A 24512-nucleotide genomic window follows, 5' to 3' on the forward strand; every position below is an offset into this window, starting at 1 on the left:
GCCCGCGGTGTCGAGCACGTAACGGTTAGTGGACGCCCCGCAGGAAGGCGCCGGCGACGTCCACGGCCGGGGTGGAACTGTCCGCGCCCAGCAGCAGCACGGCGAAGGCCAGGTCGCCGCGGAAGCCGACGAACCAGCCGTGCGAGTGGACGCCGTCGCCGAACTGCGCGGTGCCGGTCTTCCCCGCCACGTCGGGAATGTCCTTCACGTGCGTCGCGGTGCCGTAGGCGACCACCTCGCGCATCATCTGCCGCACCGAGTTCAGCACCGGCTGCGGCACCGGCGGCGGGCTGGCGTCCGCCCTCGCGGCCTGGCCGCGCAGCAGGGTGGGCATGGGCATCGTGCCCCTGGCCACCGTGGCCGCGGCCAGCGCCATGCCGAACGGCGAGACGATGTCCTTGCCCTGGCCGAACCCGTCCACGGCGCGTTCGGTGCTGTCGCTGGCGGGCGGGACGCCGCCGGTGAGGGTGGTGGCCCCGGGCATGTCGAAGTCGACGCCGATGCCGAGTTGCTTGGCCGTGTTGGTCAGCGCGTTCGCCGAAAGCCGGGTGGCGACCTGCGCGAACGTGGTGTTGCAGGAGAACGCGAACGCCGCGTGCAGCGGGATCACGCCCTTGTCGAACTTGTCCTCGTTCGGGATCTCATGCCCGTTGACCTGCGTGGTTCCCGGGCACGGCTCGGGGGTGTCCGGGGTGACCTTGCCCGACTCCAGCGCCGCCGTCGCCGTGACGATCTTGAACGTCGAGCCGGGCGGGAAGCGGCCACTGAGCGCGATCGGGCCCTGGGCGTCGGCGGGGGCGTTCTGCGCCACGGCGAGCAGTTCGCCGGTGGACGGGCGCATCGCGACCAGCACCGCCGGCTGCGGCACCGGGTCCACCGCGGCCTCGGCGGCGTTCTGCACGTTGCGAATGATCGTCGTGGTGACCGCCTGCGCCGGCTCGGCCGGCTTGCCGGCCAGCTCCTCCACCTCCGCGCCGGCCGCATTGACGGTGACCACTCGCCAGCCGGACTTGCCGGCCACCTGGTCGTCCACCGCCCTGCGGACCGCGCCGAGCACCTGACCGGCGTAGTTCTTGTCCGACGCGAGCAGCCGGGTCTGCGGGGCGAACCGCACCCCGGGCAGGTTGGCGATCTGCTGCCTGACCTGCTGGTAGTCGGCGTCCCGCAGGGTCAGCACCGGATACGCCTGGCCGTCCGGAGTCTTGTTCGCGCCGTCCACGAGCGACTGCGGGGTGAGTCCGGGATCGAACCGGGACAGCGAGCCGGCCAGGCTGGTGGCGACACCGGTCAGGTCACCCGCCTGCCCGCGGTCCAGTGAGATCGCGACGACCTTGTCCGGGGTGAGCAGCGGCGCGCCGTTCGCGTCCAGCACCGGCGCCAGGTCGGGCTGCTGCACCCGCAGCGCGAGGCTCTGCTGCGCGCCGAGCTTGGGGTGCAGCACCGACGGCACCCAGTGCACCTTCCAGTCGCCGTCATCCTGCCGCAGGTCGAAGGTGTTCTGGTAGGCCAGGATGCGGCCGTGGCCAAGGTCCCAGGAGGCCTGGTAGGTGGCGTTCGCCGAGCTGCCCTGGTCCTTGTCGTTGACGGTGACCCTGCCGAGCGTCGCGCTGACCGCGGCGGGTTTGAGCGCCTCCCGCGTCCGGTCCAGTAACGCTTTGGCGCCGGCCGGATCGTCGGTGGCCTGCGCGGCGCCCGCGGTGTCCCCCGAGGCGAGCGCGGTCAGGAAGGTGCGCGCCGCGACGTCCGGGCCCGGCTTGGACCGGAACAGCCCGCATCCGGCGAGCGGGACGAGCAGCACGAGCGCGACGACCGCGCCGAGGCACCGCCGAGGACGCAGACGGTACCGCGGGCCAGGGCGAACATCAGCCACGTCGCGCAGTATGCCCGTGTCGCTCCCGATCACGTCGCCAGCCCACCTCCGCGGCGGTCGGTGCCTGTCTCCGGACAGGGTGTGTCAGATGATCGAGTCGGGCTGCCTGATCAGCCCGGCCACCACCGTGGACAGCGAACCGCTCTCGGTCCAGATCGTCCTCGGCGCGGGGCCGCGGATGTCCACCCGGGCGGCTCCTCCCGTGCTGTCGCCGTAGACGTAGAGAAGGTCGACGTAGCCGGGACCGTCGTACTTGCCGACCAGCGCGATCGGTTTCCCGCGCTCGTCGTTCACCGGCCACCAGCGCCACTGGTCGACATGCTGCAGCGCGCCCAGCTCCGGAACGAGCTGGACGACCTCGTCACCAACGACGTACTCGGACCACGTTGGGCCATCGAACACCGATCACCACCGCACACCGCGAGTTACGCGACCGGAGTAACCGTAGGGCACGTTTGCCCCACCCGCGCGGCCCACTCTAGAAAAGCACGGTCGCATACCGGCCGACCTGGGTAAATCCAGCTCGACAGTACGCCGAACGAGCGGCGCCGTTGTAGCCGTTCACGTAGAGACTGGCCACCCGGCCGAGGCCGCGCACCAGCCGTTCGGCCACCGCGGCCGTGCCGGCCGTGCCCAGGCCGTGACCTCGGCGGTCCGGGTGCACCCAGACTCCCTGGATCTGGCCGACGCGGGCGGACAGCGCGCCCACCTCGGCCTTGAACACCACCTCGCCGTTCTCGAAGCGGGCGAACGCGCGGCCGGACGTGATCAGGTCGGCGACCCGGGCGCGGTAGCCGGCGCCGTTGTCGTCCATCCGCGGGTCGACGCCCACCTCCTCGGTGAACATGGCGATGGCCGCGGGCAGGTAGCGGTCCAGCTCGTCCAGGCGCACCGGCCGCACCAGCGGGTCCGGCGGCACCGCCGGTGACCCGTACAGCGCCATCAGTGGCTGGTCGTCCCGCACGTCCCTGGCCGGCCCCCACTCCGGGGCCAGTTCCTCCCACAGGCCCATCACCTGATCCGCCGGACCGACCAGCGAGGAGCACATCCGCCGACGGCGCAGCGCCCGGTCGGCGAAGCTGCGCAGCACCGAGCGGGTGCCGCGCAGCGGGATCAGGTTGGGGCCGGAGAAGCACAGGCCGTCCAACCGCCCGCCGCGCACCGGGCGGTGGTCGAAGCCCCACAGCTCGCCGCCGAGCCGCCACGGGTCCAGGCCGGCGGCTTCGACACGCGCGGCGACCATGCACGAGGCCACCGGATCGTCGGCCAGCACGGCGGAAACCGCATGGGTATCCCGTTCGTCGAGCAGCCGCGCCGCCCCGAGCCGCAACACGCCCATAGCGTGCCAGAACGGATACCCCTCGTGCGCCCCGCGACGCCCGGTTGGCGCAATGTCCACCCTGCGTGGCTGTGCCTGTTCCGACGCGCGCCGCGATCGTCCCCGCCGGGATTCACCCGTACCGGTATCCATCGGTTGGGCTGTTCGGGCACCAAGCCGCCGCGATCTGTGCCCGCCTTTCACGCGCACCACCATCGCCCGGACGCGCATCGGGGCTTCGCCGGCGGGCCAGCCGGTCAGGAGACGGTGACCTGCGGGGCGCCCGCCTCACCGCCGGACTCCATGTCCTCGGCGATCCGCATGGCCTCCTCGATCAGCGTCTCCACGATCTTGTGCTCGGGCACGGTCTTGATCACCTCGCCCTTGACGAAGATCTGACCCTTGCCGTTGCCGGAGGCCACGCCGAGGTCGGCCTCCCGGGCCTCGCCCGGGCCGTTGACCACGCAGCCCATCACGGCCACCCGCAGTGGCACCTCCATACCCGAAAGGCCCGCGGTGACCTCGTCGGCCAGCTTGTACACGTCCACCTGGGCGCGGCCGCAGGACGGGCAGGACACGATCTCCAGCCGGCGCGGCCGGAGGTTCAGCGACTCCAGGATCTGGATGCCGACCTTGACCTCCTCCACCGGCGGCGCGGACAGCGACACCCGGATGGTGTCGCCGATGCCCCGGGACAGCAGCGCGCCGAACGCGGTGGCCGACTTGATGGTGCCCTGGAACGCCGGGCCGGCCTCGGTCACGCCCAGGTGCAGCGGGTAGTCGCACCGCTCGGCGAGCAGCTCGTAGGCGCGCACCATGACCACCGGGTCGTGATGCTTGACCGAGATCTTGATGTCGTGGAAGTCGTGCTCGGCGAACAGCTCGGCCTCCAGCAGCGCCGACTCGACCAGCGCCTCCGGGGTGGCCTTGCCGTGCCTGGCCAGCACCCTGGGGTCGAGGCTGCCCGCGTTGACGCCGATCCGGATGGGCGTGCCGTGGTCCTTCGCCGCCTGCGCGATCTCCTTGATCTTGTCATCGAACTTCTTGATGTTGCCCGGGTTCACCCGCACCCCGGCGCAACCCGCCTCGATCGCGGCGAAGACGTACTTGGGCTGGAAGTGGATGTCGGCGATCACCGGGATCTGCGACTTCTTCGCGATCGCCGGCAGCGCGTCCGCGTCGTCCTGACTCGGGCAGGCCACCCGGACGATGTCGCAGCCGGACGCGGTCAGCTCGGCGATCTGCTGCAGCGTGGCGTTGACGTCGGCGGTGACCGTCGTGGTCATCGACTGCACCGAGATGGGGTACTCGCTGCCCACCCCGACGTTGCCGACCTTGATTTGACGGGTCTTGCGTCGCTCGGCGAGCACCGGGGCCGGCAGCCCGGGCATGCCGAGCATGGTGCCGGAGCCGGTGTTGCCGCTCGAGTCGGTCAGCAGACCTTCGGCACTCATCGAACATTCACCTTTCCGGGGTTTCCCCTACTGCCCGAAGACCCTGATCGGGTTGACGATGTCCGCGGTGACCGTGAGCAGCACCACCGCACCACCAACAAAGATCACCGCATACGTCAAAGGGAGCAACTTGGTGTAGTCCACCGGGCCGCCGGCCGGCTTGCCCCACAGCCGGCGGACCGAGTCCCGCACCTTCTCGTACAGGTTGACCGCCACGTGGCCGCCGTCCAGCGGCAGCAGCGGGAGCAGGTTGAACACCCCGATGAAGAAGTTCAGGTTGGCCAGCAGCAGCACGAACAGCGGCCAGAGCCCCTGCTCCGCGGCCTCACCGCCGATCCGGGTCGCGCCGACCACGCTGACCGGGCTGTTCAGGTCGCGCTGCCCGCCGCCGATCGCCTTGATCAGCGGCGGGATCTTGCTCGGCAACTGCTTGAGGCCGGTCCAGGCGCCGGCGAACATGTCGCCGGTGAACCGGGTGGCGCCGCCCAGCGCGCCGACCGCGCCGTAGTGGAACATCGTGGTGTTGGCCAGGCCGACCGCGCTCACCGTGGCCAGCTTGTTGTTCTGGCCCGGCCGGGCGTTCAGGTCGGTCACCCGCTGCACCTTGGCCACGTCCACGATCAGCGTCAGCCGCTGGCCGCCGCGCTCCACCACGAACGGGGTCGGCCCGCTGGCCTGACGGGTGACGTTGACCACATCGGTGTAGGTCGGGGTGGGCCGGCCGGCCACCGAGACGATCAGGTCACCGGGCTTGATGCCGGCGTTGCGCGCCGGAGCCGGGTCGTTCGGCCCGCACGGCGAGTACTGGAACGTCCTCGGGTCCTGCGTGGCCGGCGCGCACTGGCTGACCTCGCCCACCACCGGCTTGTCCTGCAGGTTCGGCAGCCCCATGCTGACCGCCATGAAGTAGAGGATCACGAAGCCGAGGATGAAGTGGGTCACCGACCCGGCGCACAGCACGATCACCCGCTGCCACACCGGCTTGCGGTAGAACGCCCGGGGCGAGTCCGCCTCCGGCACCTGCTCCAGCGCGGTCATCCCGACGATCTCGCAGAACCCGCCGGCCGGGATGGCCTTCAACCCGTACTCGGTCTCGCCCCGGCGGAACGACCACAGCCGCGGCCCGAACCCGATGAAGTACCGGGTGACCTTCATGCCGAAGGCCTTGGCGGTCAGCAGGTGGCCGAACTCGTGCAGCGCGACGGACACGCCGATGCCCAGCGCGAACAGCACGATCCCGAAGACGTAGGCGACCACTTCAGTCCCTTCCCCACCCCGCCGTCGGGGCGACCAGTTCGCGTGCCCTTTCCCGCGCCCACTTCTCCGCGGCGAGCACGTCGCCGACGCTCGCCGGTTCGGCGTCCCAGCCGTCCGCCTCGTCGAGGACCCGCGCCACGGTGTCCACGATCGAGGTGAACGGCGTCCCGCCGCCGAGGAACGCGGCCACCGCCTCCTCGTTGGCGGCGTTGTAGATCGCCGGCATGCACCCGCCCGAGTTACCGGCCTGCCTGGCCAGCCGAACCGCGGGGAACGTCTCCTCGTCCACCGGCTCGAACGTCCATGCGGTCGGCACTACGAACGTACACGGCGAAGCGGCCCCGGAGACGCGGCTCGGCCAGGCGAGGGCCAGCGAGATGGGCAGTCGCATGTCCGGCGGGCTGGCCTGAGCCAGCGTCGAGCCGTCGGTGAAGGTGACCATCGAGTGCACCACTGACTGCGGGTGCACCACCACGTCGATCCGGTCGTAGGGCACCCCGAACAGCAGGTGCGCCTCGATCACCTCCAGGCCCTTGTTGACCAGGGTGGCCGAGTTGATCGTCACCACCGGGCCCATCGACCAGGTGGGGTGGGCCAGCGCGTTCTCGACGGTGACCCCGTCCAGCTCGTCCCGCCGCCGGCCACGGAAGGGCCCGCCGGAGGCGGTCAGCACCAGCCGGGCCACCTCGTCCGCCCGGCCACCGCGTAGGCACTGGGCCAGCGCCGAGTGCTCCGAGTCCACCGGCACGATCTGGCCGGGCCTGGCGGCGCGCAGCACCAGCGGCCCGCCGGCGACCAGGGACTCCTTGTTGGCCAGCGCCAGCGTGGCGCCGGTGGCCAGCGCCGCCAGGGTGGGCGCCAGCCCCTGCGACCCGGGCATGCCATTGAGCACCACGTCCGCCGGGGTGGTGGTGATCAGCTCGCCCACCGACTCCGGCCCGGCGAGCAGCCGGGGCAGCCGGAACTCGCCGCGGGCGTAGCCGCGACGCTGCGCCTCCGCGTAGAGCGCGAGTTCGACGTCCTCGGCGGCGGTGGCCCTGGTCACCGCGATCGCCGGGGCCCCGGTGGTGAGCGCCTGCGCGGCCAGCGCGGCCGGGTCGGACCCGCCGGCGGCCAGACCGACCACCCGGAACCGCTCCGGGTTGGCGGCGATCACGTCGAGGGCCTGGGTCCCGATCGAGCCGGTCGAGCCGAGGATCAGGACGGTGCGCGGCGCCGGCTCGCCGGGCGGCGGAGTGGCGGGAAGGGGATCGGTGGGCGAGGTGGACGACTCCATCACGCCTATTGTCCCCGAAACCGCGCCGGCCGCGCGGCGGTGGGGCACCCGCAGACCGGAGGCCGAGCCGGGCCGCCGCGCCGCCATGTGGGACGATGGGCGGTGGCAGGATCGGAGATCAGGAGTTCCGGCGGCTGGTTCAGTCGCAGTGGGCTGACCACGGCGCGCGCCAGGGCCGGCAGGCCCGTGATCGGGATGGCAGTGCACGGTGGGTCGCGACGCGGCCCGCATGGGTGAGGGCCCTGCCGGCACGATCGCGGCGGCGCGCGGAGTCGCGAGAAGGAGGAGTCGTGGCGACCTCGGAGCTGGAGAAGCGCCCCGCGAGCACCGTGGACATCCACGAGGAGCCGTCCGCCGAGTGGGGCTGGCACGGGAGGTTCCCGAGGGCCACCCAGGTGGCCGGCTGGTTCTCCACCATCGTGCTGGTGCTGATGGCCCTGGTCGGCAACCACCGGGGGCACGTCGAGGTGGTGTGGCTGCTGGGCATCGCCGCGGTGATGGCCGTCATGCTGATCCGCGACCTGATCAAGCGGCGCCGGACCTTCCTCCGCTGACGTACGCGTCAGCCCGCGGCGCGAGACGGATCGCCAGGTTGGCGGTTCGACTCACAGGGCCAGCACGCGGCGCAGTCCCGCGTCGACGTCACGCATCAGGTTCGCGGGGACCCGGCCCACCCGCTGGGTCAGATCGTCCTTGTTCAGGGTGACCAGCGCGGTCACGTTCACCACCGAGTCCCGGGGCAACCCGGTCACGGACGCGGGCAGGAAGACGTTTCCCGGCGCGGCGGCCAGCCTGGTGTTGGATGTGACCGCCGCGACCAGCACGGTCGCGAGTCGGCTGGCGTTGTAGGGGTCGGCCTGCACGACGAGCACCGGGCGGAGCTTGGCGGGCCGGGAGCCGTCGGTGTCGCCGAGATCGGCCCAGTGGATGGTGCCCCGCTGGATCACCACTCGTCATCCGTCCGCGCCAGGCGGCGCCGGCCCGCGGCGGCGGCCGCCGCGGCGGAGTCCTCGTCGTCGCCGACACGTTCGAGGGCCGCGTTGATCTCCTCGGTGAGCGACTGCTCCTCCAGGTGATCGAGGTAGTAGCGCGCGGCGCGCGCGTAGAATTCGGAGCGGGTCAGTCCGAGACACTTCGCGGTCTGCTCCACGCGCGCGAACGTCTCGTCGGGTACCGAGATCGCCGTTTTCATACCCTCAGTATAACCGGGTATAACCCTGCGCGGTCAGTTCTTGTTCCTGAACGCGCGCCGCGATCGCGTCGCCGGGGCGCGATCGGGACCCAGCACTCCGGTCGTGCCTGACCAGGCGCCCCGCCCCCGCGATCGCGGGGCTTCGCCCTAGCGCGTTCCCATACTCGTCATCGCAGGGTCGGTCCGGTTCCGAAACAGGCGGTCAGTTGTCCGCGGCGAGCTGGCCGCAGGCGGCGGCGATCTCCTGGCCGCGGGTGTCCCGCACGGTGCACTCCACACCCTGCTCCCGCACCCGGCGCACGAACTCGTGTTCCACCGGCTTGGGGCTGGCGTCCCACTCGCTGCCCGGCGTGGGGTTCAGCGGGATGACGTTCACGTGCACCAACCGGCCCAGGTGTGCGCGCAGTACCCGGCCCAGCAGGTCGGCCCGCCACGGCTGGTCGTTCACCTCGCGGATCAGCGCGTACTCGACGGACACCCGCCGGCCGGTGCGGTCGGCGTAGTACCGGGCCGCGTCCAGCACCTCGGCGACCTTCCACCGGGTGTTCACCGGGACGAGCGTGTCCCGCAACTCGTCGTCCGGAGTGTGCAGGGAGACGGCGAGGCGGACCTGGAGATTCTCCTCGGCCAGCTTCCGGATGGCGGGCACCAGCCCGACGGTGGACACCGTTACCGACCGCTGCGAGATGCCCAGCCCGTCCGGAGCCCGGTCGCAGATGCGGTGCACCGCGTCCACCACCCTGCGGTAGTTGGCCAGCGGCTCGCCCATCCCCATGAACACGATGTTGGACAGCCGACCGGGGCCGCCGGGCAGCGCGCCATCCCGCATGGCCGCGGCCGCGGTGCGCACCTGGTCGACGATCTCCGCGGTGGACAGGTTGCGCCGCAGGCCGCCCTGGCCGGTGGCGCAGAACGGGCAGGCCATCCCGCATCCGGCCTGGCTGGAGATGCACACCGTGGCGCGGTCCGGGTAGCGCATGAGCACGCTTTCCAGCAGGGTGCCGTCGTGCGCTCGCCACAGCGTCTTGCGGGTGGCGCCGCCGTCGCACGCCACATGCCGCACCGGCGCGAGTAGCGGCGGCAGCAGTGCCTCGGCCAGCCGCTCCCGGGCCGCCGCCGGGATGTCGGTCATCGCGGCCGGATCGGCGGTCAGCCGGGCGAAGTAGTGGTGGGAAAGCTGGCGGGCGCGGAACGGCTTCTCGCCCAACTCGGCGACGGCCGCCCGGCGGTCGGCCGCGGAGAGGTCCGCGAGGTGGCGGGGTGGCAGGCCGCGTCGGGGTGCGTCGAAGACGAGCGGGAGTGCGGTCATGGCGTCCACCAGTGTCCCATGGCCGCCGCGGTGCCCGGAGCCACGCGCTCGCCGCTCAGGTCAGCGAGCACGACCAGCGAGGCGGCCCCGGCCGGCCAGCTCTTCTCCCGCCGCCGCGAACACCAGCAGGGCCATCCGGTGCGGGTTTCGGCTGGTCACGTCCACGTGGCCGGCGTTAGCCGCGGGATCTGACGGTCCCGGCCGAAATGTGGCGCGGACGGTTGCCGATGCATCGTCGTTGCATCGCGATACGTTTGCGATATATCGTTAGAGCGTCCCGCACCGATCGAGGGAGGAAGCATGCGAGGCCCGTTCCCCGACTTCGACCATCACCACCGTCACCACCACCCGCACCACGGGTTCGGCTTCGGCCCCGGCGACCCGAGCGCCGGCGAGTTCCCCGGCGTGCCGCCCGAGGCCCACTTCGACCCGCGCGCTGGCCGCCTGCGACACGGCGGCTTCCCGTGGCCCGGCGGCCGCGCGGGCTTTCCCGGATTCCCCGGCTTCCCACCGTTCCCCGGCGGTCCGGGCGGGGGCTTCGGGTTCGGTGGCCGGCGCGGCGGGCGGGGCGGCCGGCGGCAGCGCCGCGGCGACGTGCGCAACGCCGTGCTCACCCTGCTCGCCGAGCGGCCCATGCACGGCTACGAGATCATCCAGGAGATCACCGAACGGTCGAACGGCCTGTGGCGGCCGAGCCCCGGCTCGGTGTACCCCACCCTGCAACTACTCGCCGACGAGGAACTGGTGTCCACCAGCGAGGAGTCAGCGGGCAAGAAGCTGTTCACACTGACCGACGCCGGCCGGGCGCAGGCAGAGAAGCTGGACGACACCCCGCCGTGGGAACGGCTCACCGCGGACGTCGACCCCGTCGAGCTCGCCCTGCGCACCGCCTACGGCAACCTCACCACGGCGATCTTCCAGCTCGCCTGGGCAGCGGACGGCGAGCAGAAGTCCAAGGCGGTCGAGGTGCTGGACGGGGCGCGCCGGCAGCTCTACGCGATCCTCGCGGAGAGCGGCATCGAACCGACCACCGACCTCGGTGAGCCGGACGAGTACGGCGAGGACGAGGACTGATCTGGGACTGGCCGGCGATCGGAGGACCAGGGGCGCCGCCGATCGCGCCGGGCCGGACCCACCGACGCCGGCCTGGTGCCGCCCCGATCAGGGCAGCACCAGGCCGGTGGGCTTGCGCCGCACGTGCAGCCGGTAGCCGACCGGGATGGTCAGGCCGGGCGTCTCGGCGATGGCCCTGGCCGCGACCTCGGCGGAGAACTCGATCCGCAGCGTGGCCTCCAGGCTGGCCCGGTCGGGGAACCGCCAGATGGTGTCCACCCGGCGGCAGGTGAACCCCTGCTCGGCGAAGAACGCGGTCACGTCGGCCGGGTCGTAGTGCGGCAGGTCGGCGCACATCCAGGTGCCGTACGGCGGGCGGGCGGCGTCCAGGTCGACGATCGCGAGCGCGCCGCCCGGCCGCAGTACCCGCTCCGCCTCACGCAGTCCGGGTTCGCAGCCACGGCCGAAGAAGTAGGCGGTGCGCGCGTGCACCAGGTCGGCGCAGCCGTCCGGCAGCGGCATCCGCTGTGCCGCGCCGGCGACCACGGTGACGTGGTCCAGAGCCGCGGTGCGCCGCTGCGCACGCCGCACCAGCGGCGGATGGGGTTCGACGCCGACCACACTGCGGGCGGTGGCGGCGAAAACCGGAAGGTGGAAGCCGTCGCCGCAGCCGACATCCACCACGTCCGACCCGGCCCAGTCGCACTCCGCGCGCAGCGCCCGCCACAGCGCGCCCCCGGCGTCCTGCGCCCGGTTCTCCATCTCGTAGACGTCCGGCCAGTGCCAGATGTTCGGGCTGGGCACGACGTCGACCGGGTGCAGCGCGGAGATCGCCGCACGAAGAAAGCCCCGCACCGGGACACTGTACGGGCCGCCCCCGCGACGGCGGGAAGGTCAGCCCGGCACGAACAGGCGGAGCAGCAGCCAGGCCACCACGGCGGAGGGCAGCAGCGAGTCCATCCGGTCCATCAGGCCACCGTGACCGGGCAGCAGGTTGCCCATGTCCTTGATCCCCAGGTCCCGCTTGATCAGCGACTCGACCAGGTCACCCATGGTGGAGGTGACCACGATGGCGGCACCGAACAGCAGCCCCTGCCACCACCGCCCCGGTCCGGGCAGCAGCAGGCTGACCGCGAGCGCACCGGCGGTGAGCCCGGCGACCGCCGAGCCGGCGAAGCCCTCCCAGGACTTCTTCGGGCTGATCGACGGCGCCATCGGATGCCGGCCCAGCAGCACCCCGGCGGTGTAGCCGCCGGTGTCCGAGCACACCACGCAGATCAGGAAGCACAGCACCCGGGCGGTGCCGTCCGGCGGCACCACCAGCATCGCCGCGAACGAGGCGAACATCGGCACGTAGGCCGCCGTGAACACGGACGCGCTGACGTCCCGCAGGTACCCGGAGGCACCGCCGCGGAACCGCCACAGCAGGCAGGCCAGGATGGTGACCACGAACGCGGCGAGCAGACCCACCCGCTCGAACGGCCAGGACAGCCACAGCATCGCCTGGCCACCCACCAGCACGGGGACCAGCGCGACGCGGATGCCGGCGCCGCGGCGGAGGGCACCGGCCAGCTCCACCGTCGCGGTCGCCACGGCCAGCGCGATGATGCCCAGGAACACCTGCCGCACGGTCAGCAGCACGGCCAGCACAGCGGCACCGAGCAGCACGCCGACGGCGATCGCGGCCGGCAGGTTGCGCCCCGCCCGCCGGACCTTGGCGCCGGGGTCCCTGCCCGGTGACCCGCTGGCGTCGCGCTGACCGTTGGAGGCCACTACCGCTCCCACCGCGACCCTCGCTCGGTGACGGATCGGGTGCTGGGAACAGCCGCTGCGGGCGCGGCGCCGCGCCCGCAGCCGCCCACGACGACGCCTGGCCTCGAGTGGGGACCGGAGAGCTGGGGGAACGGGGTCGGCAGCACCTAGACCTCGAGCAGCTCGGCTTCCTTGTGCTTCACCAACTCGTCGACCTGGGCCACGTAGCGGTCGGTGAGGTGCTGCAGCTCCTTCTCCGCGCGCACCACCTCGTCCTCGCCGGCCTCACCGTCCCGGACGATCCGGTCCAGCTCGTCCTTGGCCTTGCGGCGGATGTTGCGGATGGAGACCCTCGCCTCCTCGCCCTTGGCCTTGGCGACCTTGACCATCTCCTTGCGCCGCTCCTCGGAGAGCTGCGGCACGACGACACGGATGATGGTGCCGTCGTTGGTCGGGTTGACCCCGAGGTCGGAGTCGCGGATGGCCTTCTCCATCGCGCCGAGCTGACTGGCGTCGTACGGCTTGACGACCACCATGCGCGCCTCCGGCACGCTCACGCTGGCCAGCTGGTTGAGCGGGGTCGGCGAGCCGTAGTAGTCGACGTGGATGCCGTGGAACATCGCCGGGTTGGCGCGACCGGTGCGGACCGTCGCCAGCTCGTCCTTGGCCACGGTCACCGCCTTCTGCATTTTCTCCTCGGCATCGAGGAGGGTTTCGTCGATCACGACTGCTCCTTTCGCGGCTTCGCGCGCCCGCGCGATCGCGTCGGCAGGGCGCCCCTCACCAGTCCCGTCACGTCGCCTTCCGAAACGCCCTGCCAGCGGAGAACGCGGACCGGCCGGGCCCGGCGCGCGCCGGCGCCGCCGGGTGTGCCGAGGCTTGCCACGATCATCGAATCTCCCTGGTGTGCGGGCCGGTGTAGGAGTTGCTGGTCACAATCCCAGCACGGTCGGCGGGGACGGTCAGCCGGGGGTGCTCACCAGCGTGCCGATCTTCTCACCACGCACGGCACGCGCGATGTTCCCCTCGATCAGAAGGTTGAACACGATGATCGGCATGTTGTTGTCCATGCAAAGACTGAACGCGGTGGCGTCCGCGACCTTCAGTCCCCGCTCGATGACCTCGCGGTGGGTGATGTGGTCGAACCGCACCGCGTCCGGGTCGGCCTTCGGGTCCGCGCTGAACACCCCGTCCACCGCCTTCGCCATCAGCACCACCTCGGCGCCGATCTCCAGTGCCCGCTGGGCGGCGGTGGTGTCGGTGGAGAAGTACGGCATGCCGACGCCGGCGCCGAAGATCACCACGCGGCCCTTCTCGAGGTGGCGGATGGCGCGGCGCGGAATGTAGGGCTCGGCGACCTGGCCCATGGTGATCGCGGTCTGCACGCGCGTCTCGATGCCGTGCCGGCGCTCCAGGAAGTCCTGCAGCGCCAGGCAGTTCATCACGGTGCCCAGCATGCCCATGTAGTCGGCCCTGGCCCGCTCCATGCCGCGCTGCTGCAACTGCTGGCCGCGGAAGAAGTTCCCACCGCCGATCACCACGGCGACCTGCACGCCCGAACTGACGACGTCGGCGATCTGCCGGGCGACGGCCTGCACCACGTCGGGGTCGACGCCGAGGGCCCCGCCGCCGAACATCTCCCCACCGAGCTTCAGTAGCACCCGCCGGTAGCCGGCGTGCGTCCAGCCGTCCTCGCTCACCCGTCCTCCTCGCTCTTCCTTGTTGCCCTACCCGTTACGGGCGCCGGCAACCACCGGGCGGCGCTCGCCGGTGACCGGTCCGCGACGCGCGAGGGCGGGGCCGCCACTGCGCTGTCGCCGCCTCCGCGGAAAATCGCGTCAACGGGGAGCAACGACTGCGCACGGCGACCCCGCCCAGGACACCACCGCCTGTTCCGCGCCGGGCGCGTCAGGCCTGGCCGACCTCGAAGCGGGCGAAGCGGGTGACGGTCACACCGGCCTCGTCCAGCACCGCCTTCACGGTCTTCTTCTGCTCCTGGACGGACGGCTGGTCGAGCAGCACGGTGTCCTTGAAGAAGCCGTTCAGCCGGCCCTCGATGATCCTCGGCAGGGCCTGCTCCGGCTTGCCCTCCTCGCGGGCGGTCTGCTCGGCGATGCGCCGCTCGTTCTCCACCACGTCGGCGGGCACCTCCTCACGGGTGAGGTAGCGCGGCCGCATCGCGGCGACCTGCATCGCCGCGCCCCGGGCGGCCTCCTCGTTGCCGCCGCTGTACTCGACCAGCACGCCGACCGCCGGCGGCAGGTCGGACGCGCGGCGGTGCAGGTACGTGGCCACGGTGCCGTCGAAGACGGCGACCCGGCGCAGCTCCAGCTTCTCGCCGATCTTGGCGGACAGCTCCTGGACGACGTCCGCCACGGTCTTGCCGTCCAGCGGGGCGCCCTTGAGTTCCTCGACGTCGGCTGGCTTGGTCTCCCCGGCCACGCCGACGATCTTCGACGCCAACTCCTGGAACTCGGCGTTCTTGGCGACGAAGTCGGTCTCGCAGGTCAGCTCGACCATCACCCCGCCGTCCGCGGCGACCAGCCCGTTGGCGGTGGAGCGCTCGGCGCGCTTGCCGACGTCCTTGGCGCCCTTGATGCGCAGGATCTCGACCGCCTTGTCGAAGTCCGCGCCGGACTCCTCCAGCGCCTTCTTACAGTCGAGCATGCCCGCGCCGGTGATCTCGCGGAGACGCTTCACGTCGGCCGCGGTGTAGTTCGCCATCGTGCGTGTTCCGTTCCCTCTTCGGTGTACGCGCGTATTCGGTGTCGATGTCCTGGCCGCGCATCGCGTCGCCGGTCGGGCGCGACGCGCGGGCCGCGGTCAGGACTGGGCGGGCTGCTCCTCGAGAGTCTCGCCACCGGCCAGCAGTTCCTGCTCCCACTCGGCGAGCGGCTCGTCGGAAGCCACGCCCGCCTCCGGCTTCTCCTCGCCCTCCGCGGCCGTCCGCTGGCCGGCCCGCGCCATCAGGCCCGCCGCTGCGGCCTCGGCGATCACCTTGGTCAGCAGCGCGGCCGACCGGATCGCGTCGTCGTTGCCCGGAATCGGGTAGTCGACCTCGTCCGGGTCGCAGTTGGTGTCCAGGATGGCCACCACCGGGATGCCCAGCTTGCGTGCCTCGCCGACGGCGATGTGCTCCTTCTTGGTGTCCACCACCCAGACCGCGCTCGGCACCTTCTGCATGTCCCGGATGCCGCCGAGCGTCTTCTCCAGCTTCTCCTTCTCGCGGGTGAGCATCAGGATCTCCTTCTTGGTGAGACCCTGGAACCCACCGGTCTGCTCCATGGACTCCAGCTCCTTCAGCCGCTGGAGCCGCTTGTGCACGGTGGAGAAGTTGGTGAGCATTCCGCCCAGCCAGCGCTGGTTGACGTAGGGCATGCCGACCCGCAGGGACTGCTCGGCGATCGCCTCCTGCGCCTGCTTCTTGGTGCCGACGAACAGGATCGTGCCGCCGTGGGCGACGGTCTCCTTGACGAACTCGTACGCCCGGTCGATGTAGGTCAGCGTCTGCTGCAGGTCGATGATGTAGATGCCGTTGCGCTCGGTCAGGATGTAGCGCTTCATCTTCGGGTTCCAGCGCCGGGTCTGGTGACCGAAGTGCACACCGCTGTCGAGCAGTTGCTTCATGGTGACGACGGCCATGGCCGGATGCACCTCTTGGCGTCGGGCGCGCCGCGTGGCGCGCGGGTCGGTTCTCGCGACGAGCCGGGTGACCCGTCGCCCTGGCGCCGTGCCGGCGTCCGGACCCCCGGTGGCACTGCTCCACCCGAGGGACCGCCGGACACCGTGTCCCGCATCGACGGGACCCGCATCGGCGCGCGAAGTCGCCCCGTGTTCACACGGGTCGCGGCAGCAGTCTACGCCCTCACCCGGACGGACTTCCCGTCAAGTCGACCAACCGTGGCCCGTCGTCCACAGGGCCGTGGTTCGTCCACAGGCACGCCGATCAACCCCGGTCGCGGGAGGCCGGTACTAGACCGTGGTGCCATGCGCACCGCGACCGCCTCGCCGCACCGTCCGACCCTGTTCCGGCGCCCTCGGATACCGGGCCCGCTCCGGCACTCTCGGGTAGCGCCCGGACACGCCGTCGCGTTGCTGGCCGTGCCGCTGCTCCTGGCCGGGCTACCGCCACTGCTCGTGCCCGTCCCGTCACGGGCGGCGGCCGCCGCGCGGACGACGACGGCTGGCCGAACCGCTGACCTGCTCGCTTTCCCGGCCGCGGTCCTGGCCGCTCCTCGGGTCGGTCTCGCCGCCGCTCTCCCGGCGACCCTTCCAGCGGCTTCCCCGCCCGCTCTTCCCGTCCCCCCGGCCTCGCCTGTGGGCAGCCCCTGGGCACCCAGGGCCCGCTTCGGCTGGCCGCTCGCCCAACCCCACCCGGTACTGCGCCGGTTCGACCCGCCGGCCAGCCGGTACGGCCCCGGCCACCGGGGCGTCGACCTGGGCGCGCCCGCCGGTGCGCCGGTGTTCGCGGCCGGTGACGGCACGGTGGTCTACGCGGGCCCGGTGGCGGACCGGCCGGTCGTCTCGATCGAGCACGCCGGCGGTCTGCGCACCACCTACGAGCCGGTGCTGCCCACGGTCACGACCGGCCAGCACGTCCGGCGCGGGCAGATGATCGGCCACCTGCTGCCCGGCCATCCCGGCTGCGGCGGTGACAGGCCGGTGACCACCGCGCCGATGGCACCGGGCCCGCCGACTCCAGCGGGCGCCCCAACGACGCCGGGCGCGCCGCTTGCCGAGAACGTACCGAGCCCCGGACCGCCTGCGGTGACGCCGCCGGCCGGGCCGCCCATGTCTGTGGCTGGAACCGCCGCCTGCCTGCACTGGGGTGTCCGGCGGGGCGAGCAGTATCTCGACCCGCTCCGCCTGGTCCTGATCCACGTCCGGCTGCTGCCCTGGGCGGGCACCGCCGGGTAGCCCTCGAGCCGCTCAGCCCTCGAGCTGTTCCATGAGCTTCGCGCGGAGGCGCAGCACCGCCCGGGTGTGCAACTGACAGACCCGCGACTCGGTCACCCCGAGTACCCGACCGATCTCCGCGAGCGTGAGGTTCTCGAAGTAGTACAGGGTCACCACGATCCGGTCGCGTTCGGTGAGACGGGCGATGGCGTCCGCGAGCTGGCGGCGGCTGTCCTGGTCGACCAGGGTGGCCACCGGGTCCTCGGCGTGGTGGTCGGGCAGCGTCTCGGCGAGCGAGGCGTTGCCCCGGCCCGCGGCGATCAGCTCGTCGAGCGCGGCCACGCTGGTGAGCTGCAGCTGCGCGTACACCTCGCGCAGCTCCTCGATGCCGATACCCAGCTCGGCCGCGACCTCGGCGTCGGTGGGCGTGCGCTGCAGCCGCGCGCCGAGCCGCTCCAGGGCACGCTCCACGTCTCTGGCCCGGCTGCGCACCGAGCGGGGCACCCAGTCCTGGGACCGCAGGTCGTCCAGGATCGCGCCGCGAATCCGCTGCATCGCGTAGGTCTCGAACTTCAGCCCGCGCTCCGGCTCGAACTTCTCGATCGCGTCGACCAGCCCGAAGATGCCCGACTGCACCAGGTCGGCCACGTCCACGTGGGACGGCAGACCGGTACCGACCCGGCCGGCGACGTACTTGACCAGGGGTGCGTAGTGCAGCACGAGCCGGTCGCGCAGCGCCTGGGAACCCGTCTCGCCGTAGCTGCGCCACAACGCGACGATGCCGGCCTCGACCTCGTCGGCGCTGCGGTGGTCACCCACCGGGTAGTCGACCGCCGGCTCGTCCGCGGCCTGCCCGCCCGCATCGCCGTTGGCGCTCCTCGGCGAAGTGGCAGGCACCGCGTCATGACGTTCGCCCGCCGACTCCGCGCCCGCCCGGCGGGCCGCGCCACCATGTGGCCCGTCGTCGCGCTGGCCGGGAAGCTGGTGTGGCCGGATGGAGGGAGCGGTCGCCGTGCGGGAACCTACCCCGGATTCGTCAGGCACGGGGGTGGGTTCGGTCATGGATCGCCTTCAGCCGTTCGACGGTGACGTGGGTGTAAAGCTGGGTCGTCGCGAGCGTAGCGTGACCGAGCAGTTCTTGAACGCTTCTCAGATCGGCGCCTCCCTCGAGAAGATGAGTCGCGGCCGAATGTCGTAACCCATGTGGCCCAATATCGGCCGCCCCTGGAACGGCCGCGACCGCCTGGTGCACGACCCGCCGTGCGGTTCTGGGATCCAGCCGCCCTCCCCGCGCACCCAGGAACAGAGCCGCTGGTGAAGCCGGCTTCACCAGCGCAGACCGGCCCTCGGACAGCCACCGTCGGACGGCGCGCTCGGCCGGCACGCCGAACGGCACCGCCCGTTCCCGCCCGCCCTTGCCCGATACACGAACCACTCGGTTGGAGTAATCGATGTCATCGATGTCGAGTCCGCACAGCTCGGCGACGCGCACCCCGGTGGCGTAGAGCAACTCCACGACGGCCTGGTCACGCAGCGCAACCGGGTTGGCCTGTTCCGCCCCGGCCTCGGCGGCCCGCATCAACTCATCCGCCTGCTCGGCGCGCAGCACCGGCGGCAGGCCGCGGCGCACCGCCGGCGCGGCCAACCGCAGGCCCGGGTCGGCCGGCAGATGGCCCGAGTGAGCCGCCCATGCCGTGAACGTACGGGCGGCCGCTGCCCTGCGGGCGAGCGTCGCGCGGCTCGCCCCGGCGGCACGTTGGGCGGCCAACCACGAGCGCAGTGTCGCCAGGTCAAGGCCGGCGACGCCGCCGTCGAGGCCGTGCTGCCCGCCAGCCGCGCGAGGGTTCTGGGCCTCATCCACGCACTGATCCGACGTCGGCTGATGGGGCTTCGGCTGATGCGGCGCCCGCCGCCGTGCCGGCTGCTCGTACGCGCCGTCGCCACGGGGCGGTATGCGGCCGTGAACGACGTGATCCAGCAGGGAGACCACGTCGCCGACGTAGGCCCGGGCGGTGTGGGGCGACAGTCCCCGTTCCAGGCTCAGGTACCGCTCGTACTCGTCGACGACCGCACGGACGTGGCCGGGCAGCGCCGCCCGCAGCCGGAGCAGGTCGGGTCGCCGTCGGCGAGGGGATGGCACGTGCACAACATCAAACGCTGCAAGGCCCGGCCCCTGTCGTCAAGCATCGCCGCGCGGTGTCGTCCCGGCCGGCGCCACCGGTGGCTGCGGCCGGATGGCCGCCCCCTCGCCGGTGCCGGCAGATGGTTGTCCCCCGGCGGCCGGCGGCGATGGCCCAGCGACGATCGCCCAGCGACGATCGCCGGGCGACGGCCAGCAGGCGACGGCGACCAGGAGGAGACGGCCGGCACGAGACCGGGCCCACGGGGTGGCGACCGGACGACGGCTGCCGAGCGGCCGCATCACGACCACCGGCAGGCGGCGGCTGGCGTGTCGGCGTGACACGGCAAGGCGCCAAACTCGCCGCCTGCCCGCGGGTCACCGCTCGCGGCTCGGTGTCGGCGCGCGGGCGCGGCGCCAGCCGGTCGTGCAGCGGACCGCCAGGCCGCCGAGTTCCAGCGTCGGTAGGAGGGCCCGCACCCGAGGCAGCGGAACACCGGCCTCGACGGCGATCCGTTCGGGGCTGCGGCCGGAGCGGGTGCTGAGCGCGTCATACACGCGCGCGGCGTCGCCGTCGAGGCCATCGGTGGCCCGCGTTTCGGCCGCACCGAGATCGACCAGGTCGGCACCGAGCCGACCGGTGCTCTCGATGATTTCCTCCACCGTGCTCACCGCGACCGCCTCGCCGGAGCGCAGCAGCTCGTGGCAGCCCACCGAGGTGGCCGAGGTGATCGGGCCGGGCACGGCCATGAGCACCCGGCCGAGGGCCCGGCTGACCGCCGCGGTGCTCCGTGCGCCGCTACGGGCACCGGCCTCCACCACCACCGTGCCGCCGCCGAGCGCGGCGATCAGCCGGTTGCGGACGAGAAAGCGGTATCTCGCCGGTGTGGTGCCCGGCGGGTATTCGCTGACCACCGCCCCGTGTTCCGCGATGCGCCCGAGGAGGGTGCTGTGCCCGGCGGGGTACGCGATGTCCACGCCGCAGGCGAGCACGGCGACCGTGGGTCCCTCGGCGGCCACCGCCCCTCGATGGGCGGCCCCGTCCACCCCGTAGGCCGCGCCGGACACGACGGTGACACCGGCGGAGGCCAGACCGTGACCGAACTCGGTTGCGACGTGCTGGCCGTAGCCGCTGGCGGCCCGGGAGCCGACCACCGCCACCGCCCTTTCGGCCATCTCACCCAGCCCGCCGGCTCCACGGACCCACAGGGCGAGTGGTGGCACCCCGCCGCGCAGGCCACGAGCCGCCGCGACGGACAGGGCGGTGAACGGCCAACTCGGCCACTCCTCATCCTCGGGTGTGACGAGGCGGGCGCCCACCGCGGCCGCCTCGTCGAGGTCCGCCCGGCCGAGGTCGAGGTGTCGCCGCGCCGATGTCTCGTCCGCGACCGGGCCGGGCACGCGCCCCTCACGCACCAGGTCGGCCGCGCGGACCGGCCCGACCTCGGCGACGAAGTCGACCAGCGCCGGGGCCGGCGGCTCGGCGACCCGCAGCAGGTAGGCGCGCGCCACCCGGCTGGGCTCCGGGTTGCCTGGTTCCGGACCGTGCATGGGACGTTCTCCGCGAGTTCGCGCGCGGGGGCTCATGTGGGTGCCGCGGCCTGGCTCATGGCCACTCATCCGACGCTCCGTTCGCGGAACTCCAGTGCCGCGGCGACGTGCTCGGCGTCTGGCCGGTCGCGGCCGGCGAGATCCGCGAGTGTCCAGGCGACACGCAGGCACCGGTCCGCGCCACGGCCGGTGAGCGCGCCCGTGCGCAGGCCGCGGTCCAGCAGGGAGGTGGCCTCCCGGGGCAGGCCGTACTCGCGGCGCAGCACCGGGCCGGGCGCGTCGGCGTTGGTTCGCCACGCGCGGCCGGCCCAGCGGTCGGCCGCCCGCGCCCTGGCCCGCTGTACCCGGGCGCGCACCACCGCGGTCGGCTCGGGTTCGCCGACCTCGGCCGGGTCCATCGCGGTGATCGGCCGCATCGGCACCCGGAGGTCGACTCGGTCCAGCAGCGGGCCGGACAGCCGTGCCAGGTAGCGCCGCCGCGCGTTCGGCGAGCAGGAGCAGTCCACGTCCCGCGCCGGGGCGCACGGGCAGGGGTTGGTCGCGAGGATGAGCTGGAAGCGTGCCGGGTAGCGCACGATGCCGTCCTTCCGGCCGATCCGCACCTCGCCCTCCTCCAGCGCGGTGCGCAGCGCCTCCAAACGGTGCGAGCCCCATTCACAGGCCTCGTCGATGAGCAGCACGCCGCGGTGCGCCCTGCTGACCGCGCCCGGCCGCGCCAGTCCCTGCCCTCCGCCGATCAGCGCGGCCATCGAGATGGAGTGGTGCGGTGCGACGAACGGCGGCACGCCGACCAGCGGTGACTCCTCGGAGAGCGTTCCGGCGACGGAGTGCACCGCGGTCACCTCGAGCGCCTCGTCGGCCGACAGCGGCGGCAGCAGGCCGCCCATCCGCCTGGCCAGCATCGTCTTGCCGGTGCCCGGTGGACCGATCAGCAACAGGTGGTGACCACCGGCTGCGGCGACCTCCAGCGCCCACCGCGCCTCCGGTTGGCCGAGCACGTCGACCAGGTCTGGCACGGCGGGCGGCGCGGGCGCCACGGTCTCCGCCGGGCGGGTGAGCGTGTCCGGTTCGCCCCGCAGCCAGTCAAGGACGTCACGTAACCGCGCGGCGCCGAGGATGTCGATGCCGTCCACGAGAGCCGCCTCGGGCAGCGTCGCCACAGGCACCACGGCCCTGCGCAGCCCGGCGCGCCGTGCGGCGAGCAAACCCGGCAGCACGCCGCGCACCGGCCGGACCCGGCCGTCCAGGCCGAGCTCACCCAGCAGCAGTGTGCCGACCAGCGGACCGGCCGGCACGGTCTGCGCAGCGGCCAGGACCGCGCAGGCCAGCGCCATGTCGTAGCCCGAGCCGCCCTTGGGCAGCGAGGCCGGCGACAGCGCGAGCGTGACCCGCTGCTGCGGCCAGGACACGCCGGTGTTGCGCACCGCCGCCCGGACGCGTTCCTTGGCCTCGTGCAGCGCGGTGTCCGCAAGCCCGACCAGTTGCACCCCGGGAAGGCCGGCGCCGATGTCCGCCTCGATCTCCACGGCCACGCCGTCCACCCCGAACAGCGCGACGGACCACGCCCGTGCCAGCGCCATCAGAACGCACCCCGCAGGTGCTCGACGTGCGCCGGCCCGTCCGGTGGCCACAGCACGGAGATGACGTCGAAACGCACCTCGCACCAGCCGACCCGGTACGTGGACAGCCACAGCTGGGCGAGCCGCCGGATGCGGTGGATCTTCGCGGCGGTCACCGCCTCGGCGGGGACGCCGAAACCGGCGCCCGACCGGGTCTTCACCTCGCACACGATCAGCCGTCTGCCGTCCGTGGCGACCAGATCGAGTTCGCCCTCGCGGCAGCGCCAGTTGCGGGAAAGCAGGACCAGTCCCTGGCTTTCCAGGTACCGGGCGGCCAGGTCCTCGCCGCGGCGGCCGAGATCGTTCCGGGTGGCCGCGTCCTTCGCGTCCATCAGGTCAGCGGTCATGGTGCCCCCTTCGCTCCGGGTTCGTGCCCCTCGACACGCTGCTCCGGAGCGAGAGGTGATGCCAGACCAGTTACCGGCATTGTGGACAACCCGGACCGCTGTGGATGGTCGCCCCCAAATCGGTCGAGGCGGGCGCGGATCGTCGGTGGGATGTGGTAGCGGGTGCCGGCCCCGGCCGAGGATGGCGGTTGGGCCCGAGGTGAGCACGACGGCGCCGAGTCGGGTGCGTCAATGGCGGCGGCCAGGCGGCGGAGGGTGTCCGGCCCCGGACCGAGGTGGCCGGGCCGGCCACGCCGAGTCACGGTGCACGCGGCGGGGTCAGGTCACCCGCGCGGTCCTGCCACGCCAGACCGGCCGGCGAGACGCCGCGGATGAGGAAGGATCAGCCGCCGAACGGGCCGTCCTCGGGGAGCCGAAGCTCGGGCTTGTCCAACTCCTCGACGTTGACGTCCTTGAAGGTGATGACCCGAACGTTCTTCACGAACCGCGCCGGGCGGTACATGTCCCACACCCAGGCGTCGGACATGCGCACCTCGAAGTACACCTCGCCGTCCACGTTGCGGACCTGCACGTCCACCGCGTTGGCCAGGTAGAAGCGTCGCTCGGTCTCCACCACGTACGAGAACTGGCCGACGATGTCGCGGTACTCCTTGTAGAGCTGCAGCTCCATCTCGGTCTCGTACTTCTCGAGATCCTCCGCGCTCATCGGATCCGCGCTCCTCCTCGTCGCGAGCTTGACACCCCCTCCGGAGGGGACCCCCCATTGTGAACCACGCCCAGGGCGGACACGCTCCGCGCCACCCGGCGCGGCGGCGCCATCCCATGTGCGGCGGCTGCCTCCACCACGTTCACATACGACCAGCGGTGATGCTCGCTCGGGCCGTGCTCGAGCAGCGCGGCGCCGTGCTCCGGGGTGCAGTAGCCCTTGTGCGTGTCGAAGCCGTAGACGGGCAGCTCGGCGTGCAGGTCGGCCATGATGCGGTCCCGGGTCACCTTGGCCAGCACGGAGGCCGCGGCGACGCACGCGGCCGCCTGGTCGCCCTTGGCCACCGGCACGCTGGGCGCGGTCAGCCCGGGCACCCGGAAGCCGTCGACCAGGACGTATCCGGGATGGGTGCCCAACCGGGCGACAGCGCGCCGCATGCCGTCGATGTTGGCCACGTGCACGCCCCGCTCGTCCACCTCATCGGTCGGGATGACCACCACCGAGCACGCCAGCGCCCGGCTCAGCACGAGGTCGTAGAAGCGGTCGCGGACGCTCGGGGTGAGCAGTTTGGAGTCGGTCAGCCCGTCGAAGCGGGCGGCGTCACCGGGCCGTAGCACGCAGGCGGCCACCACCAGGGGCCCGGCGCAGGCTCCTCGGCCGGCCTCGTCCACTCCGGCCACCGGACCCAGGCCGCGCCGGTCCAGGGCGCTCTGCAGCGCCCAACTCCCCGAACTGCGGCGCACCACCGCACGAGGCGGGCGCAGCGACTCCCGTGCGCCGGTCACCGGCTAAC

At 72.5% G+C, this 24512-nt stretch carries 25 protein-coding genes; 3 read left to right on the plus strand and 22 right to left on the minus strand.

Translation table 11 applies throughout. From position 1 onward, the window contains the following. Nucleotides 1-25: 25 nt before the first annotated feature. The 6 genes from FFT21_RS10955 to dxr form a co-directional block, all read right to left on the minus strand. A complete protein-coding gene (locus FFT21_RS10955; RefSeq protein WP_225978294.1) occupies nucleotides 26-1870 on the minus strand; it encodes a penicillin-binding transpeptidase domain-containing protein in 1845 nt (614 codons plus the stop codon). An 84-nt stretch (nucleotides 1871-1954) separates the two neighbouring features. Then, a complete protein-coding gene (locus FFT21_RS10960) occupies nucleotides 1955-2272 on the minus strand; it encodes a hypothetical protein (protein WP_137813697.1) in 318 nt (105 codons plus the stop codon). 76 nt (nucleotides 2273-2348) lie between these two features. After that, the gene (locus tag FFT21_RS10965; RefSeq protein ID WP_192909477.1) at nucleotides 2349-3203 is read right to left on the minus strand and encodes a GNAT family N-acetyltransferase; all 855 of its coding nucleotides are present in this window, start codon (nucleotides 3201-3203) and stop codon (nucleotides 2349-2351) included. 242 nt (nucleotides 3204-3445) lie between these two features. Beyond that, entirely contained in the window at nucleotides 3446-4579 is a 1134-nt protein-coding gene (gene ispG / locus FFT21_RS10970) for a flavodoxin-dependent (E)-4-hydroxy-3-methylbut-2-enyl-diphosphate synthase (protein WP_192909484.1), read from the minus strand. Nucleotides 4580-4669: 90 nt separating this feature from the next. Next, nucleotides 4670-5899: a M50 family metallopeptidase gene (locus FFT21_RS10975; protein WP_137813698.1), complete on the minus strand. Its 1230-nt coding sequence runs from the start codon at nucleotides 5897-5899 to the stop codon at nucleotides 4670-4672. A 1-nt stretch (nucleotide 5900) separates the two neighbouring features. After that, nucleotides 5901-7175 carry a 1-deoxy-D-xylulose-5-phosphate reductoisomerase gene (dxr, locus tag FFT21_RS10980; RefSeq protein WP_137813699.1) on the minus strand — a complete coding sequence of 425 codons (1275 nt, stop codon included), beginning with the start codon at nucleotides 7173-7175 and terminating at the stop codon, nucleotides 5901-5903. A 290-nt stretch (nucleotides 7176-7465) separates the two neighbouring features. Between dxr and FFT21_RS29690 the strand changes: the two genes are divergently transcribed. Next, complete coding sequence (locus FFT21_RS29690) at nucleotides 7466-7729, plus strand: DUF2631 domain-containing protein (RefSeq protein WP_225978295.1); 264 nt, start codon at nucleotides 7466-7468, stop codon at nucleotides 7727-7729. 51 nt (nucleotides 7730-7780) lie between these two features. Here FFT21_RS29690 and FFT21_RS10990 read toward each other — a convergent pair whose 3' ends face one another. The 3 genes from FFT21_RS10990 to rlmN form a co-directional block, all read right to left on the minus strand. Then, entirely contained in the window at nucleotides 7781-8125 is a 345-nt protein-coding gene (locus tag FFT21_RS10990) for a type II toxin-antitoxin system PemK/MazF family toxin (RefSeq protein ID WP_137813701.1), read from the minus strand. Then, nucleotides 8119-8367, minus strand: coding sequence for a YlcI/YnfO family protein (locus tag FFT21_RS10995; protein ID WP_137813702.1), 249 nt, complete (start codon nucleotides 8365-8367; stop codon nucleotides 8119-8121). The genes FFT21_RS10990 and FFT21_RS10995 overlap by 7 nt, the downstream gene beginning before the upstream one ends. 202 nt (nucleotides 8368-8569) lie before the next feature. Next, nucleotides 8570-9676 carry a dual-specificity RNA methyltransferase RlmN gene (gene rlmN / locus FFT21_RS11000; RefSeq protein WP_137813703.1) on the minus strand — a complete coding sequence of 369 codons (1107 nt, stop codon included), beginning with the start codon at nucleotides 9674-9676 and terminating at the stop codon, nucleotides 8570-8572. 300 nt (nucleotides 9677-9976) lie between these two features. On the opposite strand from rlmN, the gene FFT21_RS11005 reads away from it, so the two are divergent. Then, complete coding sequence (locus FFT21_RS11005; RefSeq protein WP_137813704.1) at nucleotides 9977-10750, plus strand: PadR family transcriptional regulator; 774 nt, start codon at nucleotides 9977-9979, stop codon at nucleotides 10748-10750. A gap of 87 nt (nucleotides 10751-10837) precedes the next feature. Here the strand turns inward: FFT21_RS11005 and FFT21_RS11010 are convergent, their stop codons facing one another. From FFT21_RS11010 to rpsB, 6 genes are all read right to left on the minus strand, one after another. Further along, nucleotides 10838-11584 carry a class I SAM-dependent methyltransferase gene (locus tag FFT21_RS11010; protein WP_371856766.1) on the minus strand — a complete coding sequence of 249 codons (747 nt, stop codon included), beginning with the start codon at nucleotides 11582-11584 and terminating at the stop codon, nucleotides 10838-10840. A gap of 39 nt (nucleotides 11585-11623) precedes the next feature. Further along, a complete protein-coding gene (locus tag FFT21_RS11015) occupies nucleotides 11624-12502 on the minus strand; it encodes a phosphatidate cytidylyltransferase (RefSeq protein WP_137813705.1) in 879 nt (292 codons plus the stop codon). Between the two features lie 146 nt (nucleotides 12503-12648). Further along, on the minus strand, nucleotides 12649-13206 hold the full coding sequence (gene frr, locus FFT21_RS11020) for a ribosome recycling factor (protein ID WP_137813706.1): 558 nt from the start codon (nucleotides 13204-13206) through the stop codon (nucleotides 12649-12651). 237 nt (nucleotides 13207-13443) lie between these two features. Beyond that, nucleotides 13444-14181, minus strand: coding sequence for a UMP kinase (gene pyrH / locus FFT21_RS11025; RefSeq protein ID WP_137813707.1), 738 nt, complete (start codon nucleotides 14179-14181; stop codon nucleotides 13444-13446). Between the two features lie 208 nt (nucleotides 14182-14389). After that, the gene (gene tsf / locus FFT21_RS11030) at nucleotides 14390-15205 is read right to left on the minus strand and encodes a translation elongation factor Ts (protein ID WP_137813708.1); all 816 of its coding nucleotides are present in this window, start codon (nucleotides 15203-15205) and stop codon (nucleotides 14390-14392) included. A gap of 99 nt (nucleotides 15206-15304) precedes the next feature. Beyond that, the gene (rpsB, locus tag FFT21_RS11035) at nucleotides 15305-16123 is read right to left on the minus strand and encodes a 30S ribosomal protein S2 (protein ID WP_137813709.1); all 819 of its coding nucleotides are present in this window, start codon (nucleotides 16121-16123) and stop codon (nucleotides 15305-15307) included. A 675-nt stretch (nucleotides 16124-16798) separates the two neighbouring features. On the opposite strand from rpsB, the gene FFT21_RS29695 reads away from it, so the two are divergent. Then, the gene (locus FFT21_RS29695; RefSeq protein WP_225978296.1) at nucleotides 16799-17398 is read left to right on the plus strand and encodes a murein hydrolase activator EnvC family protein; all 600 of its coding nucleotides are present in this window, start codon (nucleotides 16799-16801) and stop codon (nucleotides 17396-17398) included. 12 nt (nucleotides 17399-17410) lie between these two features. Here FFT21_RS29695 and FFT21_RS11045 read toward each other — a convergent pair whose 3' ends face one another. The 7 genes from FFT21_RS11045 to FFT21_RS11075 all read right to left on the minus strand — a co-directional run bounded on the left by FFT21_RS11045 (nucleotide 17411) and on the right by FFT21_RS11075 (nucleotide 24504). Then, nucleotides 17411-18439 (minus strand): FliA/WhiG family RNA polymerase sigma factor, encoded by a 1029-nt coding sequence (locus FFT21_RS11045; protein ID WP_137813711.1) that lies wholly within the window; start codon nucleotides 18437-18439, stop codon nucleotides 17411-17413. Next, nucleotides 18414-19517 carry a tyrosine recombinase XerC gene (locus tag FFT21_RS11050; protein WP_371856769.1) on the minus strand — a complete coding sequence of 368 codons (1104 nt, stop codon included), beginning with the start codon at nucleotides 19515-19517 and terminating at the stop codon, nucleotides 18414-18416. The genes FFT21_RS11045 and FFT21_RS11050 overlap by 26 nt, the downstream gene beginning before the upstream one ends. A gap of 357 nt (nucleotides 19518-19874) precedes the next feature. Beyond that, complete coding sequence (dprA, locus tag FFT21_RS11055) at nucleotides 19875-21047, minus strand: DNA-processing protein DprA (protein ID WP_137813712.1); 1173 nt, start codon at nucleotides 21045-21047, stop codon at nucleotides 19875-19877. Nucleotides 21048-21112: 65 nt separating this feature from the next. Next, nucleotides 21113-22627, minus strand: a complete 1515-nt coding sequence (locus FFT21_RS11060) for a YifB family Mg chelatase-like AAA ATPase (RefSeq protein WP_137813713.1) — start codon at nucleotides 22625-22627, stop codon at nucleotides 21113-21115. Continuing rightward, nucleotides 22627-23013, minus strand: a complete 387-nt coding sequence (locus FFT21_RS11065; RefSeq protein ID WP_225978298.1) for a YraN family protein — start codon at nucleotides 23011-23013, stop codon at nucleotides 22627-22629. The genes FFT21_RS11060 and FFT21_RS11065 overlap by 1 nt, the downstream gene beginning before the upstream one ends. Before the next feature lie 382 nt (nucleotides 23014-23395). Continuing rightward, complete coding sequence (locus FFT21_RS11070) at nucleotides 23396-23719, minus strand: DUF2469 domain-containing protein (protein WP_137813714.1); 324 nt, start codon at nucleotides 23717-23719, stop codon at nucleotides 23396-23398. After that, the gene (locus FFT21_RS11075) at nucleotides 23716-24504 is read right to left on the minus strand and encodes a ribonuclease HII (protein ID WP_137813715.1); all 789 of its coding nucleotides are present in this window, start codon (nucleotides 24502-24504) and stop codon (nucleotides 23716-23718) included. The genes FFT21_RS11070 and FFT21_RS11075 overlap by 4 nt, the downstream gene beginning before the upstream one ends. Nucleotides 24505-24512 lie beyond the last annotated feature (8 nt).

It is taken from the genome of Gandjariella thermophila, assembly GCF_005405885.1.
GTDB lineage: Bacteria > Actinomycetota > Actinomycetes > Mycobacteriales > Pseudonocardiaceae > Gandjariella > Gandjariella thermophila.